16 protein-coding genes are annotated in these 14,795 nt (G+C 56.7%); 1 reads left to right on the top strand and 15 read right to left on the bottom strand.

From position 1 onward, the window contains the following. Positions 1–33: 33 nt before the first annotated feature. The 14 genes from AAE045_RS15300 to pilM all read right to left on the bottom strand — a co-directional run bounded on the left by AAE045_RS15300 (position 34) and on the right by pilM (position 11,668). Positions 34–390: a PRD domain-containing protein gene (locus tag AAE045_RS15300; RefSeq protein WP_202305479.1), complete on the bottom strand. Its 357-nt coding sequence runs from the start codon at positions 388–390 to the stop codon at positions 34–36. A gap of 24 nt (positions 391–414) precedes the next feature. Then, positions 415–1,320 (bottom strand): GntR family transcriptional regulator YhfZ, encoded by a 906-nt coding sequence (gene yhfZ, locus AAE045_RS15295; protein WP_455548463.1) that lies wholly within the window; start codon positions 1,318–1,320, stop codon positions 415–417. Between the two features lie 229 nt (positions 1,321–1,549). Further along, entirely contained in the window at positions 1,550–2,554 is a 1,005-nt protein-coding gene (trpS, locus tag AAE045_RS15290; RefSeq protein ID WP_455548462.1) for a tryptophan--tRNA ligase, read from the bottom strand. Continuing rightward, positions 2,547–3,260, bottom strand: coding sequence for a phosphoglycolate phosphatase (locus AAE045_RS15285; RefSeq protein ID WP_455548461.1), 714 nt, complete (start codon positions 3,258–3,260; stop codon positions 2,547–2,549). Before AAE045_RS15285 ends, trpS begins: the two co-directional genes overlap by 8 nt. Continuing rightward, positions 3,253–3,930: a ribulose-phosphate 3-epimerase gene (gene rpe, locus AAE045_RS15280; RefSeq protein WP_455548460.1), complete on the bottom strand. Its 678-nt coding sequence runs from the start codon at positions 3,928–3,930 to the stop codon at positions 3,253–3,255. The genes AAE045_RS15285 and rpe overlap by 8 nt, the downstream gene beginning before the upstream one ends. 43 nt (positions 3,931–3,973) lie before the next feature. Further along, positions 3,974–4,792 (bottom strand): adenine-specific DNA-methyltransferase, encoded by an 819-nt coding sequence (gene dam / locus AAE045_RS15275; RefSeq protein WP_455548459.1) that lies wholly within the window; start codon positions 4,790–4,792, stop codon positions 3,974–3,976. Positions 4,793–4,856: 64 nt separating this feature from the next. After that, entirely contained in the window at positions 4,857–6,173 is a 1,317-nt protein-coding gene (gene damX / locus AAE045_RS15270) for a cell division protein DamX (RefSeq protein WP_455548458.1), read from the bottom strand. Between the two features lie 95 nt (positions 6,174–6,268). After that, positions 6,269–7,357, bottom strand: a complete 1,089-nt coding sequence (gene aroB / locus AAE045_RS15265) for a 3-dehydroquinate synthase (protein WP_455548457.1) — start codon at positions 7,355–7,357, stop codon at positions 6,269–6,271. Between the two features lie 57 nt (positions 7,358–7,414). After that, on the bottom strand, positions 7,415–7,936 hold the full coding sequence (gene aroK / locus AAE045_RS15260) for a shikimate kinase AroK (protein WP_064542836.1): 522 nt from the start codon (positions 7,934–7,936) through the stop codon (positions 7,415–7,417). 319 nt (positions 7,937–8,255) lie between these two features. Next, a complete protein-coding gene (gene pilQ / locus AAE045_RS15255; protein WP_455548456.1) occupies positions 8,256–9,503 on the bottom strand; it encodes a type IV pilus secretin PilQ in 1,248 nt (415 codons plus the stop codon). Further along, positions 9,442–9,828, bottom strand: coding sequence for a HofP DNA utilization family protein (locus tag AAE045_RS15250; protein ID WP_455548455.1), 387 nt, complete (start codon positions 9,826–9,828; stop codon positions 9,442–9,444). The genes pilQ and AAE045_RS15250 overlap by 62 nt, the downstream gene beginning before the upstream one ends. Continuing rightward, positions 9,818–10,282: a HofO family protein gene (locus AAE045_RS15245; protein WP_455548454.1), complete on the bottom strand. Its 465-nt coding sequence runs from the start codon at positions 10,280–10,282 to the stop codon at positions 9,818–9,820. Before AAE045_RS15245 ends, AAE045_RS15250 begins: the two co-directional genes overlap by 11 nt. Next, positions 10,263–10,808 (bottom strand): PilN domain-containing protein, encoded by a 546-nt coding sequence (locus AAE045_RS15240; RefSeq protein WP_455548453.1) that lies wholly within the window; start codon positions 10,806–10,808, stop codon positions 10,263–10,265. Before AAE045_RS15240 ends, AAE045_RS15245 begins: the two co-directional genes overlap by 20 nt. Next, entirely contained in the window at positions 10,805–11,668 is an 864-nt protein-coding gene (gene pilM / locus AAE045_RS15235; RefSeq protein WP_455548452.1) for a pilus assembly protein PilM, read from the bottom strand. The genes AAE045_RS15240 and pilM overlap by 4 nt, the downstream gene beginning before the upstream one ends. Before the next feature lie 80 nt (positions 11,669–11,748). On the opposite strand from pilM, the gene mrcA reads away from it, so the two are divergent. After that, positions 11,749–14,301: a peptidoglycan glycosyltransferase/peptidoglycan DD-transpeptidase MrcA gene (mrcA, locus tag AAE045_RS15230; protein WP_455548451.1), complete on the top strand. Its 2,553-nt coding sequence runs from the start codon at positions 11,749–11,751 to the stop codon at positions 14,299–14,301. A 108-nt stretch (positions 14,302–14,409) separates the two neighbouring features. Here mrcA and AAE045_RS15225 read toward each other — a convergent pair whose 3' ends face one another. After that, complete coding sequence (locus AAE045_RS15225; RefSeq protein WP_202305457.1) at positions 14,410–14,685, bottom strand: PAAR domain-containing protein; 276 nt, start codon at positions 14,683–14,685, stop codon at positions 14,410–14,412. Positions 14,686–14,795 lie beyond the last annotated feature (110 nt).

Here is a 14,795-nt window from a genome sequence, read left to right as displayed (position 1 = left end):
TTAATGTGAAGGTAGCTGCTCGTCGATAACGTTTTAGCTTCTGCTGCCCATCCACAGGCTGAACAGGTTTGCCATCAGATAGCCCTCTTCGTTAGGGTGTAGCGTCACATTAAAGGGCGCCAGCATTGACTGATGCACGGTAAGCAGATGAACCCACTCCTCTGAATTAACGATTTCACTCAGCAGCTCGTCGTCCAGCGGGCCAATCTCTTCCCCACGGCGGCTGCGCATCAGGGCGTTAGCCATATGGGTCAGGGCCATTTCGCCCTGCTCATTGCGCACCGGGATCCCCCAGACGGTCTCCAGCTGGGTCACCACCTGCATCATGCCCTCACAGATATCCTTATCAATAATCCCTGCGTCACACAGCAGGTTAAGACGATTTTCCATACTGCTTTGCCTCTTGATAAACGCTCAGTAACTCGGCTCCTGGCTTCCCGACAGCACGCGCTGTTGATGGGCCAGCAGCTCGTTTTTATTCACGACCGTGCGCAGCAGCTGCTGAATCGGCACATCGTCCGCGCGCGTCAGCACTACGGCTTCCGACGCGTGCACAAAGCGCGGGTCGCCGGACAAGGGTTCCGCCACCAGGCCATATTTTTCCAGATCCGCCTCGTTGGTGACGTTCCAGATCGCCGCGTCGATTTCACCTTTTGCGATCCGCTGTAAGCACTCGTGGTAGGGCACATCCAGCTTTTCTACGGCCTTCCCGGAAAAATGGATATCCGTCATGATTCGCTGGTCGGCGGAGCGTGGATCCTGCCCTACTCGCCTAATCTTTTGCCCCTCGCCCGCCCGGCAAATCAGCTTGTGCTCGCCAACGTAGGTATGCGGGCCAAGCTCCAGCGCCATGCACAAATCCCCGCTATCCAGGTAGCTTTGCGCGGCGAGGCGGGAAACCACCGCCAGGTCGTAAACGCCGTTGATCAGGCACTCGACGCGCACGTCAGACCCGCGCATGTGGGCGTAGTAAAACGGGATGCCGTCAAACTGCGCTTTCAGCCCGCTGGCTAAACCTTCGTATAAACGCGTATAGGGCAGCGGCATGGCACACACAACATTGCCAATATCGGCGAAGGCCAGCAGGGCTTTGTTATCCATGCTGACCAGATAGCTGCCGTTACGCCCGCGTCGCTCAACCGATACCGCGCCTGCTTTCTCAAGAGTTTTTAATGCCGCCTGAATCAGCCCCACGGAAAAGCGGCATTCAGTCGCCAGTTCATCAATGGTTTTCAGTCGGTTACCGGATTTTTCGCCCAGCAGATAGCGCGCCAGGCTGGCCTGCGCGACACCCTCTTTCTTGATAAAGCTACGGCTCATATTTAATCTTCATTTTATTGAATGGTTATATCTTCATTAAAATGAATATAAATGGCAAACGGGAAAGATGCAAAAGGAGAATGGGGTCACAAAAGAAGGGAGATTAGAGGAAATCTGTGGTTCAGATAACCCTCACCCCGGCCCTCTCCCTGGAAGGGAGAGGGAGAATACCAACTCGGTCTGGTCCCCTCGCCCCTTTGGGGAGAGGGTTAGGGTGAGGGGAAAAGATTTACGGCTGAGGCACGAAGCCGATGACTTCGTAGACCTTTTTCAGCGTCGCGCTGGCGTGGCTGCGGGCTTTGGCAGCACCGTCTTTCATCACCTGCTGCAGGAAGGCTTCGTCGTTGCGGAAGCGGTTATAGCGCTCCTGCAGTTCGATAAGCATACCGGAGACGGCTTCTGCGACTTCGCCCTTCAGGTGGCCATACATTTTGCCTTCAAAATGCTGTTCCAGCTCCTGAATGGATTTGCCCGTCACGCCGGACATGATATCCAGCAGGTTGGACACCCCGGCTTTGTTCGCCACGTCATAACGTACGACCGGCGGCTCTTCGGAGTCAGTGACCGCGCGCTTAAGCTTTTTAACCACGGACTTCGGATCTTCCAGCAGGCCGATCACGTTGTTACGGTTTTCGTCTGACTTGGACATTTTACGGGTCGGCTCAAGCAGAGACATCACGCGCGCGCCGGACTTAGGAATAAACGGCTCCGGCACTTTGAACACTTCGCCGTACAGGGCGTTGAAGCGGGCGGCGATATCGCGGCTCAGCTCCAGGTGCTGCTTCTGATCTTCGCCCACCGGCACCAGGTTGGTCTGGTAAAGCAGGATATCGGCGGCCATCAGCACCGGATAGTCGAACAGGCCGGCGTTGATGTTTTCAGCGTAGCGCGATGACTTGTCTTTAAACTGGGTCATGCGGCTCAGCTCGCCGAAGTAGGTATAGCAGTTCAGCACCCAGCTCAGCTGCGCGTGTTCCGGCACGTGGGACTGCACGAAGATGGTGCTTTTTTCCGGGTCGATGCCGCAGGCCAGATACAGCGCCAGCGTATCAAGCGTCGCCTTACGCAGCTTGGTGGCATCCTGGCGTACGGTGATCGCGTGCTGGTCAACGATGCAGTAAACGCAGTGGTAATCGTCCTGCATCTGAACCCACTGACGCAGCGCACCCATGTAGTTACCGATGGTTAATTCGCCTGAGGGCTGCGCGCCGCTAAATACGATGGGTTTACTCATGATCTGCTTCCTGATTATCTTTGCAAGAGAGCCCGAACGCGGGCAATAGGTCACTGAACTTATCCAGTACGTAATCTGGTTTGCTCAGCTCTATGGACTCGCCATAGTTGTAGCCGTAGGTCATCCCCACGCTCGGGCAGCCTGCGGCCTGAGCGGCGAGGATATCATTGCGGGAATCCCCGACAAACAGCATTTCAGCCGCGCTGATATTCAGCGTTTCCATTACCTTAAACAGCGGTTCCGGGTGCGGCTTTTTGTTCTGCACGTCGTCGCCGCCGATGATGACGGTGAAGTGTTTCGCGATGCCGAGGCTTTCAAGCAGCGGCAGCACGAACGGCGTAGGCTTGTTGGTGACCAGCCCCATCGGCACGCCTTTTTCGGCAAGCGCTGCCAGCGTATCGGCAACGCCCGGGAACAGGAAACTGCCTTCGTCGACGGTTTGCGCATAGTAGCTGTCGAAGAGCTTACGGGCCATCAGGCACTGGTCGAACGTCGGCTCCTGGCCTTTCAGCGCCCAGGTCAGCGCGCGCTGTACCAGCACGTCCGCACCGTTGCCAATCCACTTCTCGACGTTCTCTTCCCCTGCCGTTGGCAGTTCGAGGGCATAGAGCGCCTGGTCCATCGCCTGGGTCAGGCCCAGCGCGGTATCCACAAGGGTGCCGTCTAAATCAAAGGCGACACCGCGAATTGTTTCTAACTTATCCATGACTTACCTTTGCCAGTTCGTCGCGCATGCGATCGATGACTTCTTTATAATTCGGTTGGCTGAAGATGGCTGAGCCCGCGACAAACATGTCGGCGCCCGCTGCGGCTATCTCGGCGATATTATCCACTTTCACGCCACCATCGACCTCAAGGCGAATATCGTACCCGGAGGCATCGATGCGTTCACGGACCTGGCGCAATTTTTCCAGCGTATGCGGAATAAAAGATTGCCCGCCGAAGCCCGGATTAACCGACATCAGCAGGATAACGTCCAGCTTGTCCATCACGTGATCCAGCCAGCTCAGGGAGGTTGCCGGGTTAAACACCAGGCCGGCCTTACAGCCGTGCTCTTTAATCAGCTGAAGCGAACGGTCAACGTGCTCGGAGGCTTCCGGGTGGAAGGTAATAATACTCGCGCCCGCACTGGCAAAATCGGGAATGATGCGGTCGACGGGCTTGACCATCAGATGAACGTCAATGGGAGCGGTAATACCGTAATCACGCAGGGATTTGAGCACCATCGGGCCGATGGTCAGATTGGGGACGTAATGGTTATCCATAACATCGAAATGGACGACGTCACTGCCTGCAGCCAGCACGCTGGCCGTGTCTTCACCCAGGCGGGCAAAATCGGCAGACAGGATTGAGGGGGCAATCAAATACTGTTTCATCCGCTTCTCCAGTAGCATTTCATTTTGAGGCGAACGAAACGGCTCAGGCTACCCCATAGAGCGCCAGCAGTTCGTCCACCTTGTTACGCGTTCCACCATTGCTGCTGATGCTGCGTCTGACCTGTAGCGTCAGCAGCTGCGTCGCCTGTTGGTACCAGACGCGGGTCAGATCCGTCGCATGGTTCGATATCAGCACCGGCACATTGTTTCGCTGCAGGCGCTCCGCCAGTTCAGCCAGATGCTGCTGCTGCGTCATGCTGAAGCTGTCCGTATGGTAGGCCGTGAAATTCGCCGTGGCCGATAACGGCGCATACGGCGGATCGCAGTAGACCACCGATCCCGGCGCGACGTCCGTCATGCTGACATCATACGACTGGCAGATAAAGGTGGCATTTTGCGCCCGCTCGGCAAAGTTATGCAGCTCCTCTTCCGGGAAGTAGGGCTTGCTGTAACGACCAAACGGCACGTTGAATTCGCCACGCAGGTTATAACGGCACAGGCCGTTGTAACAATGACGGTTCAGGTATAAAAACAGCACCGCGCGACGGAACGGATCCGCACACTGGTTAAACTCCAGGCGGAAGCGGTAAAACACTTCGCTGTCGTTGCACTCGGGCGTAAACAGGCTGCGGGCTTCCTGAACATACTCGTCAGTTCGCGCTTTGACAATGTTGTAGAGGTTAATCAGATCGCTGTTGATATCCGCAAGGATATAGCGGGAGTAGTCGGTGTTCAGAAAGACCGAGCCTGCTCCAACGAACGGCTCAATCAGACAATCACCTTCTGGCAGGTACTTCTTAATGTCATCGAGCAGGGGGTATTTCCCCCCTGCCCATTTCAGAAAAGCGCGATTTTTTTTCATGCTGCCTAACTATTTACACCTTCTCCAGCTGTGGAAAAGTTCCGACAGCGACTGCGCTTCTTCATTACTTCAGATCGGACTGCACCTGATGTATTGGTTTTGCCCACGGGTTTTTTGCCTGCACGTCAGCCGGTAGCGTTGAAACAGCACGTTTCGCTTCTTCCTTGCTGGCATAAATCCCGCTGACCAGTACATACCACGGCTGCCCGTTACGCACGGTCTGGTAAACCATATAGTGCTGCAGATTCTCTTTCTTCGCCCACGCGTTCAGGTTGTTCGAGTTAGAAGAAGAGCTGAGCTGCAAGGTGTAGTGGCTGCCCGGTGCGCCTTTAATCGCGCCCGCATCACCGCTAACCGCAGCGCCGCTGGCAGCAGGTGCCGCCGTCGCTGTACCGGCAGCAGAAGTCGTTGCCGTAGGGCCGACCGCTTTCGGTGTAGACGTGGACGTCGTAGCCGGCGCTTTTACAGGTTCTTTCGCGGCAGCCGGTGCGCTGACAGGTGCGCTGCTCTTCGCAGTAGCAACCGGTTTTGGCGCAGCTTTTGGCTCGCTCGTGGTGGCTTTCGCCGTTGCCTGAGGTTTGGTCGCCGCAGGCTGAGTCTTACGCGGCTCAATCACGGTTTTCTTACGCTCAGGGCGCGAAGCGGTATGGTGTGCAGGCTGGCTGTTCGTTGCCTGGGCTGGCTCGTTCGGGGTATTGCTTCCCGCCATGCGTGCAACCGTTGCAGGCTGGGTCGGCAGCGTAGAACCGCTCGCCGCGTTGTCGATCTGGCCCTGCTGCTGAGTCAGCGCATTGTTCAGATCGCCCGGGACTTCTACCCGCTGCTGGCCTTGCGGCGCTGGCTGCGTTTGTGCTTCAGTCGGGGTTGACGAGATAGGCGGCAGATTAACTTCCTGCGGATTTCCCACGTTGCCCTGCTGAGGCTGGCCATTGTTCGCCTGAGCGGCGTTATTAGCCTGAGCGCCAGCGTTCAGGTCGATATTTTTCTCTGCGCCAGCGTTAGTACCGGCGGTCTCAGTATCGGAAGACGGCGACTTCAGCGCGGAACCAATACCAATAATCAGTAACAGCAGAACCAGAATACCGATGCCCATCATCAGGTGCTGACGTGACACAGGAACCTTCTGTTTAGGTGCTTTTTTACGCCCGCGCGCAGGGCGGCGTTCGGCGGCCTCGACTTTCAGCTCGTCTTCGGCTTCGTACTCTTCTTCTTCGTCACGCGGACGGCGAGAGCGCGATGGACGAGGCTCATCGGCATCCAGGTCGACGTCATCGACATTTAGCTGAGGTTCGTTATCGAACTCTTCAGATTTGCGTGTACGGTCCCGACGACGATCGCTGGGATCGGGTTTCAGCTCGTCTTCCGGTTTAAATTCATCCATTTAACACCCCACTCAAAGGCTCATGCCAGCGTTAGCTTATGCAATCACCTGAAGTTAAAAGTCGCCGGACTACAGCGACCAATTATTTCTAATAGTTACGCCTGCTGACAATCAGCAATGGCGGACAAAACGACATGGTGTGGCACTCCGCCACGAACTTCACTCTTCCCGATAGCAAGCGGCAGCACAAGACGCAGCTCGCCTGCGAGAACTTTCTTATCACGCATCATGTGGGGCATATATGCGTCTGCTGACATTTCCTGCGGCCCGGTAACGGGCAGCCCGGCACGCTGTAACAGCGTAATTACCCGCTGAACATCGGCCTCACTAAATTGCCCCAGACGAAGCGCCGTGCGAGCGGCCATGACCATACCGGCTGCGACCGCTTCGCCGTGTAGCCAGTTTCCGTAGCCCATTTCGGCTTCAATCGCATGGCCAAAGGTATGGCCCAGATTGAGTAAAGCACGTAAGCCGCTTTCGCGCTCGTCCGCTGCAACAACTTCTGCTTTTAGCTCACAACAACGGCGAATACAGTAGGCCATCGCTTTACCGTCAAGGGCTAACAGCGCATCGAGATTCTCTTCCAGCCAGCTAAAGAAAGCCGCATCGAGAATAATCCCGTATTTGATCACTTCAGCCAGGCCCGACGCCAGCTCCCGCTTCGGTAAGGTGTTAAGACAGTCGAGATCCACCACCACCGAAGCCGGCTGGTAGAACGCGCCAATCATATTTTTACCAAGGGGATGGTTAACGGCCGTTTTGCCGCCGACGGAGGAGTCCACCTGCGAAAGCAGCGTGGTGGGAACCTGGATAAAACGGACGCCCCGCTGATAGCTCGCTGCGGCAAAACCGGTCAGATCGCCCACGACGCCGCCACCGAGGGCGATTAGCGTTGTGTCACGACCGTGGGGTTTTTCCAGCAGTGCCGTAAAGACGGTATCGAGTACAGCCAGACTTTTGAATTGTTCGCCATCCGGAAGGATGACGGAATCGACTTTAACGCCCGCTTGCTCAAGCACACCACGAACCTTATCCAGGTAGAGTGGCGCAAGGGTTTCGTTGGTCACCAGCATCGTCTGATCGCCCGCCTGTAGCGGCCAAAAAGACGCCGAGTCATTAAATAACCCGGCCGCGATGGTGATAGGGTAACTACGTTCCCCGAGAGTAACTGCTAACCTCTCCATAACGCGAAGTCCACCTTTTGAAGCTTTGCCCGCAGGCGTTTTTCGATTAAGCCAGAATCAATTGCTTTCCAACATATGAATAATCTGGTTAGCAACCACTTTGGCACTTTGGTCGTCAGTGCGAATCGTCACATCAGCAATCTCTTCATACAGAGGATTGCGTTCTTGCGCCAGGGCTTCAAGAACTTCACGCGGCGGTGTTTCAACCTGCAGCAACGGACGCTTTTTATCGCGCTGTGTACGAGCAAGCTGCTTCTCGATTGTGGTTTCAAGATACACCACAACGCCACGGGCTGAGAGGCGGTTACGGGTTTCGCGAGACTTCACAGAGCCGCCACCAGTCGCCAGCACAATGCCCTGTTTTTCAGTGAGTTCGTTAATGATTTTCTCTTCGCGATCGCGGAAGCCATCTTCGCCTTCAACGTCGAATACCCAGCCCACATCAGCTCCGGTACGTTTCTCAATCTCTTGATCAGAATCGAAAAATTCCATATTGAGTTGCTGAGCTAACTGACGCCCAATAGTGCTTTTGCCGGCACCCATAGGCCCAACCAGAAAGATATTGCGTTTCTCTGCCATTTTTTCGGTACTACTAAGACAATTCGTTGATGATAAACCCACCCGGTAACATACTGCTGCGGCGGGACATGAACTGAAACCTCATAAGCGATAGTGCGAGAGTCAGACTAAAAATTATCTCAACACTCAAGGTAGTTTGGCAACCGATTAAATCACTCAACGTCTTAAGGGAGCGATAAAAGCATAAATCAGGTTTATCGGTCACAGGATTTCATTACCCTGCCTCTCGAAACGGTACACCTTGTAAGCTAATTCCTCTCTGGCGTCAAACACCTGAGCAGGGATTGGCAGAAAAACCCCTGGATTGCGCAGAAAATGACTACGGATGGGGAATAAGTCTTGGGGTGGTAAAAACCACCAGCTCCCGGCGTTGTCGATCTTTCGCATCATGGCGGAAAAGGCCGCCCAGCAGCGGAATGCTTCCCAGTAAGGGGACGCTGTCCCTGCTCTCTTTATTATGCTGCTGAAAGATACCGCCCAGCGCCAGCGTCTCACCCTCTTTCACCGAGACAACCGTTTCAATTTCCTGCTTATCAATAGCCAGCACTTCGCCATCTGCCTGTTGAATACTTCTGCCGGGCATGTTTTGGCTAATTCGCAGTTTCAGACGAATATTGCCCTGCGGTTGAATAGTAGGCGTAACTTCCATACCTAGCACGGCTTCTTTGAATTCAATTGACGTCGCTCCGCTTTCACCGCTGGAAACCTGGTAGGGAATTTCCGTTCCCTGCTTGATGCTCGCCGGCTGCTGGTGCGCCGCCATAAGCCGCGGGCTGGCGATAATCTCCAGCTGCTGCTGTTGTTCCAGGGCAGAAAGCTCCATTTCCAGCAGGCGACCGTCGATGCGCGCAATATTAAAACCGGCGTGCGCCGTGGCGGCACCCACGGCGACATCGGCGCTTAAGGTAGCCGGGTGATGCAACATCGCACTCTTCTCTCCGTCCGCAAGGCTCCACTTCACGCCCAGCTCTCGCAGCTTGTTTTGATTGATCGTCACGATATGCGCGGCGATCTCTACCTGGCCCATCGGCAGATCCATCTCATTCACCCACCCGGCGACGTTTTTTAACACCGCAGCCGTATCCTGGATAATCAGACGATTAGTTCGGGCGTCTACCGACACGCTGCCGCGCGGGCTGAGCAGTTTATCTCCCATTCCTTTCAGGGATTCCGCAAGCGCGCCAGCTTCGGCGTGAACCGGCGCAAAAACCTGATGGGCCAGAGGCAGCTTAAGCGCCCGCTGTTTCTGCCGCTCCTCTTCAAGCACCCGCATCTGCCGCTGGCGCTCCTTCGGCCAGATCTGTACCACGCTGCCTTCCCGCTGCTGGATCAGCCCGGCGGACTTAAGCACCAGCGCAAACGCCTGCTTCATGGGGATGTTAACCAGATGCAGGGATACCGCCCCCTCCACGCCCGGGGCAATCAGCAGGTTGATATTTTGATTCACTGCCAGCGCCTGAAGGACCTGAGCGACCGGCGCGTTATCGAGCACCAGCGAGACGCCTTTATCGGCGAGGCTTACCGGCGGCCATGCCGCCAGCAGCACCAGCATTCGCATCCATGTCATGATTCACTCCCTTGATATTCCATTGATAAACAGACGGCCCACATTCTGCGGGCAGAGCGGCCGTTATTTGCTGCACAGAGATGCCGCTGACCGGCATACCGGGCTCGGTATCCATCCCCGTGGTTATGCGCCGCCAGCGTCCGCTGGGATCCTGCATAATCGCAATAGCGTCAGCCGCTGAGCTGACCACACCCTTAAGCTGCCACTTCTCCAGCCTGGCGGCGAGGGCATCGCACGGCGTAATCAGAGGCTGGAAGGGACTGCGCGGCATCGCGCCTGACGCCTGAGCCGCCATCAGTAATACCAGGAGCAGATCACGGGGCATCGGCGAGATCCAGCTTCAGAGTCAGGCGTAAACGTGCGCCTTCAGGTTCGACGGAAAAGGCCTGTAGATGAACGGCATCGTAGCCGGACAGCACGGCAAACAGCCCGGGCAGCTTTTCCCAGGCCACGCGCAATTCCAGCGTGGCCGGTTTATCCGCCGGTAACCATTTGTGCAGCTCGCCGCCGCTTGCTGACAGCAGGTCTACCAGGGAAAAGGGGCGAGGAGAGGCTTCTGCGCCGGAGCGCGCTCGTGTTGAAACAGCCAGGCCGACGACCTTATGCCGAAGCCGGGCGACTTTAAGCCGGGCCTGCTGCTGCGCCAGAAGCGCTTCCTGAAGCCTGGCCTGACGCGGCTGAAGGGCAGCATATTCAATCATTGCCACCAGCAGGCCACAGGTGGCGAACAGGCTCAACGCCTTCGCCCAGGCCGGGCCGCTAATCCAGCGTTCGCCCATCGCTGCCTCCCTGCGCCAGCCCCATGCTCATTGCAAAACCAACACGACCGTCTTCCTGACTCACCTCCCCCATCTGCACGGTAGCAACACCGGCCAGAGTTTGAAAATGCCTGCCGGCCAGGTAAATATCCTCTGCCGCTGCCGCGTTACCCAGGACGTTCACTTTATCGCCGGTAAGAGACAGGGCAGTCAGCCACACGCTGGCCGGTAGCCCGGCGGCCAGCTGGATAAAGCTCGACTCCCACGCCTTTACCCTCTGTCGCCGGGCTTTAAGCTGCTGCTCTGCCTGCTGCTGGCGTTCAAGCTCCAGCAGCGTCTGCTGTTTATGCTGCAGCGCGCCCCGTAAGTCCGCCAGGGAGACCTCGTACAGGCGTTGCTGCGCCGCCTGCCCGCTAAGCGATACGGCCCGGGCAAGCTCCGTAAGCAAAAGCGCCAGCAAACAGCTGGCTGCCAGCAGGCTCCAGAAGCGCAGCCGCCTCAGACGCTGCTGCTGCCGCCACGGCAGAAGATTGATAACGCCGCTCATCGACAAACCCGTCCGATAGCCAGAGCAATGGCAACGGTGAAGCACCCGCCGTGCCGGGGCAGCGGAGGTTGCAACCGTGCCAGCGCCCGCCAGGCATCAAGAGGCTGTACGCCCGGCGGTAACGGCTCCGGCAGCGCACTGCTGAGCGCGATCTCCTGCGGCGCAGCATGCAGATGCAGACAGAGATCGGCAAAGGTTGCGGCCTGGCGGCTGTCCACCCATCCCCACTCCGCAGGCTCGCCTGCTGTGGCCCACAGCCAGTGGTCGGGTTCCCGATGCACCAGCAGCCGGGGCGTGTCCGGCAGGCAAAATTTGCTCAGCGCGGAGAGGACGCTGGCGCCGGGCGTCAGCGTCGCGGGAAAAAGCCTTTGCTTTGTGAAGCAGTGAAGAAGCGCATCCACATCGCTTCGCCGTGCCGCGGTGACCAGCCGCTTATCGGCATCCTGCGGCTGTATTCCGTAATCCCAGCTAAGCTGTGCTGGGGACATCTGAAGCTGCCTTGCGGCTGCGGCGGCCAGATAAGCTTCGCGCTCCGGCTCCCGCAGACGGTTATCCGGGGCGGGAACGGGCCGTTGCAGGGTACGCTGGGAAGGAAAGGCGACGCGAAGCTGATGGCGTAAGGGCAGCTCCCTGCGCCACTGCGCCAGCACTTCGATTAAGCTTTCTGATGAGTGCACTACGCCATCGCGGAAGGTGTGCTCCGGCACCGGAAGCTGCCACCAGTGGCGTAGCTGCCAGCCCTGACGCTGCCGCTGGACGGCCACGGCGCGCAGCGTTTCCCGTTGAATTTCCAGGCCTATTTGCCAGGTATTGATAACCATAGTGACGATCTCCGTATCGTTTGCTTGCGAATTTGGCATATCAAAGCTACTGGCTTGCCTTTATACTACCGCGCGTTTGTTTATAAACTGCCCAGTGGAAACGTAATGGGAAATTTAAGGTGAAGTTCGTAAAGTATTTATTAATCCTTGCAGTCTGTTGCATTCTGCTGGGAGCCGGCTCGATTTACGGTCTGTACAAATTTATCGAGCCGCAGCTGCCCGATGTCGCCACGCTTAAAGATGTGCGTCTACAGATCCCAATGCAGGTCTACAGCGCTGACGGGGAATTAATTGCCCAGTACGGTGAAAAACGTCGTATTCCGCTGACCCTCAATCAGATCCCGCCCGTCATGGTGAAGGCATTTATTGCCACCGAAGACAGCCGTTTCTATGAGCACCATGGCGTTGACCCTGTGGGGATCTTCCGTGCGGCGAGCATTGCGCTGTTCTCAGGCCACGCATCCCAGGGCGCGAGTACCATTACTCAGCAGCTGGCGCGTAACTTCTTCCTGAGCCCCGAGCGCACGCTGACCCGTAAGATCAAAGAAGCCTTCCTCGCGATTCGTATCGAGCAGATGCTCAGCAAAGACGAAATTCTCGAGCTGTATCTGAATAAAATCTACCTTGGCTATCGCGCATACGGCGTGGGCGCAGCGGCACAGGTCTATTTCGGAAAACCTGTCGATCAGCTGACGCTAAGCGAAATCGCGGTCATTGCCGGTTTGCCAAAAGCGCCGTCAACGTTTAACCCGCTTTATTCACTTGAAAGAGCAACATCCCGTCGCAACGTCGTGCTCTCTCGTATGCTGAGCGAGGGTTACATTACCCAGTCCCAGTACGACGAAGCCCGCAGCCAGCCTATCGTTGCTAACTACCATGCCCCAGAAATCGCGTTCTCTGCGCCTTATCTGTCCGAACTGGTCCGTCAGGACATGGTTAGCCGCTACGGCGATAAAGCCTATGAAGACGGCTACAAGGTTTACACCACCGTTACCCGTAAGATTCAGCAGGGTGCGCAGCAGGCCGTGCGTAACAACGTGATGAACTATGACATGCGCCACGGCTACCGCGGCCCGTCTAACGTGCTGTGGAAAGTGGGTGAAGGCGCATGGGACAATAAGAAGATTATCGACTCGCTGAAAAACCTGCCGGTCTACGGCCCGCTGTTCCCGGCGGTTGTAACCCAGGCGAGCCCGGCGGAAGCCACGGCGCTGATGGCCGACGGCACGTCAGTAGCGCTGAACATGGACGGCATGCGCTGGGCGCGACCGTACCGTTCAGATACCTCGCAAGGCCCAACGCCGCGCAAAGTCACCGACGTGGTGCAGGCCGGACAGCAAATCTGGGTTCGCAAGGTTGATGACGCATGGTGGTTAGGCCAGGTGCCGGACGTCAACTCCGCGCTGGTGTCCATCAACCCGCACGACGGTGCCGTGATGGCGCTGGTCGGCGGCTTCGACTTTAACCAGAGCAAATTTAACCGTGCTACTCAGGCGCTGCGCCAGGTAGGGTCTAACATCAAACCGTTCCTCTACACGGCCGCAATGGATAAAGGCCTGACGCTGGCGAGCATCCTCAACGACGTGCCGATTTCCCGCTGGGATGCCGGTGCCGGTTCCGACTGGCGTCCGAAGAACTCTCCGCCGCAGTACGCCGGGCCGATTCGTCTGCGTCAGGGTTTAGGCCAGTCGAAGAACGTGGTCATGGTCCGTGCGATGCGTGCGATGGGTGTCGACTACGCGGCTGAGTATCTACAGCGCTTCGGCTTCCCGGCACAGAACATCGTGCACACGGAATCCCTGGCGCTGGGCTCCGCGTCGTTTACGCCAATGCAGGTGGCCCGCGGTTATTCGGTCATGGCAAACGGCGGCTTCCTGGTCGACCCTTACTTCATTGCGAAGATTGTGAACGACAGCGGCGATACCGTGTTTGAGGCCAAACCGAAAGTTGCCTGTCCGGACTGTGATCTGCCGGTGATTTACGGCAATACGCCAAAATCTGACGTGCTGGAAAATAAAGACGTTGAGGATGTAGCAACGTCCCAGGAACAGCAAAACGCCGCCGTGCCGATGCCAAAACTGGAGCAGGCCAACAACGACCTGATTGCCCAGACTACCGCGCCAGAATACGCGCCGCACGTGATTAACACGCCGCTGACCTTCCTGATTAAAAGCGCGCTTAACACCAATATTTACGGTGAGCCGGGCTGGCAGGGTACGGGCTGGCGCGCAGGTCGCGATCTGAAACGCCGCGATATCGGCGGCAAAACCGGGACCACCAACAGCTCGAAGGATGCCTGGTTCTCCGGCTACGGTCCCGGCGTGGTGACCTCCGTCTGGATTGGTTTTGACGATCACCGTCGTAATCTGGGCCGCACTTCTGCAAGCGGCGCCATTAAAGACCAGATCTCCGGCTATGAAGGCGGCGCGAAGAGTGCGCAGCCAGCGTGGGATGATTTCATGAAGGTCGCGCTGGACGGCGTACCGGAAGAGCCGCTGACGCCGCCGCCGGGCATCGTGACGGTGAATATCGACCGCAGCACGGGCCAGCTGGCCAACGGCGGCAACAGCCGCGAAGAGTATTTCATTGAGGGCACGCAGCCAACGCAGCAGGCGGTGCATGAAATGGGAACGACGATTATCGATAACGGCGAGACGCACGAGCTGTTCTGATACAAAAATCCCCTCGCTTGAGGGGATTTTTTTGTTCTCCCGATCCGTCCTGAATAGCGTTGCAACGTTCCTGACTTAAAGTTCAAACGTACCTAACGTGATTATCCTCTATCCTTTAGCCCCTGATTCTGCCACGCCAGTTTTAAAGCGGCTGATAACCAATGCCCCGCAGGTCGTTTTATCCCCATGCATGACACGTCGCTGACCGTTAACCATTACATGACTCGATCCGATTAAAGTTGCCTCTCTGCCGCATTGAGGGCAATTAAACTTATGGCCGGTGACAACCATCGGAGCACGGTCAACCGTGTGCGTGTATATACCCTGAACGATTGTGCCGCCGTGCGTAGTCGTGTCGCCCACCAGAATAAATCGTTGATTCATTCCAATCCGTCCTTGCGTGTATTGTCTGAAAATGCTTTCAAAAATTGCGCTGGAGCGTATTTATACAATTAACCATTCATAATAACTGGTCTTTAATTGTACAGTTTGTC

Source organism: Dryocola clanedunensis, from assembly GCF_038405435.1.
Lineage (GTDB): Bacteria > Pseudomonadota > Gammaproteobacteria > Enterobacterales > Enterobacteriaceae > Dryocola > Dryocola clanedunensis_A.
The sequence above is the reverse complement of the archived record's forward strand: the minus strand, read 5'-3'. Positions and strand labels throughout refer to the sequence as shown.